Genomic DNA, 385 nt, shown 5'->3' with positions numbered 1-385 from the left:
GGAACCGATATCAATGATGATGGTATCCTGTCCAAAGGAGAAACATGGTCTTACGAAACAATATATACCATAACACAGGCCGATATAAATATTGGATCCGTAACGAACCAAGCGACTATAACAGGAACTGTTGTCAATAGTATTGAACAGGCAATGGACCTTTCTGATGATGACAGTCCATTCGAAGATGACCCTACCAACACAGTGGTTCCCAATGAACTTTGTAATCCGGACCCATTCATACAGGTCACCAAACAGGGAACGGCCGACGTGGACGAGGACAGTGATGGCTGCATCGACGGCATCACCTATACCTTTACCGTGACCAATACCGGCAATGTCGACCTGTACACCATCGTGCTGAGCGATGACAAGATCGGCGGGC

The 385-nt window shown here is 47.3% G+C and carries 1 protein-coding gene; it reads left to right on the top strand.

The genetic code is table 11. The features are described from left to right. The coding region (locus tag DCK90_RS16855; RefSeq protein WP_199912708.1) for a DUF7507 domain-containing protein at positions 1–385 on the top strand (385 nt) is incomplete at both ends.

Origin of the sequence: Muricauda brasiliensis (genome assembly GCF_003057865.1) — a bacterium.
GTDB lineage: Bacteria > Bacteroidota > Bacteroidia > Flavobacteriales > Flavobacteriaceae > Flagellimonas > Flagellimonas chongwuensis.
This window is presented reverse-complemented; position numbering and strand designations above follow the sequence as displayed.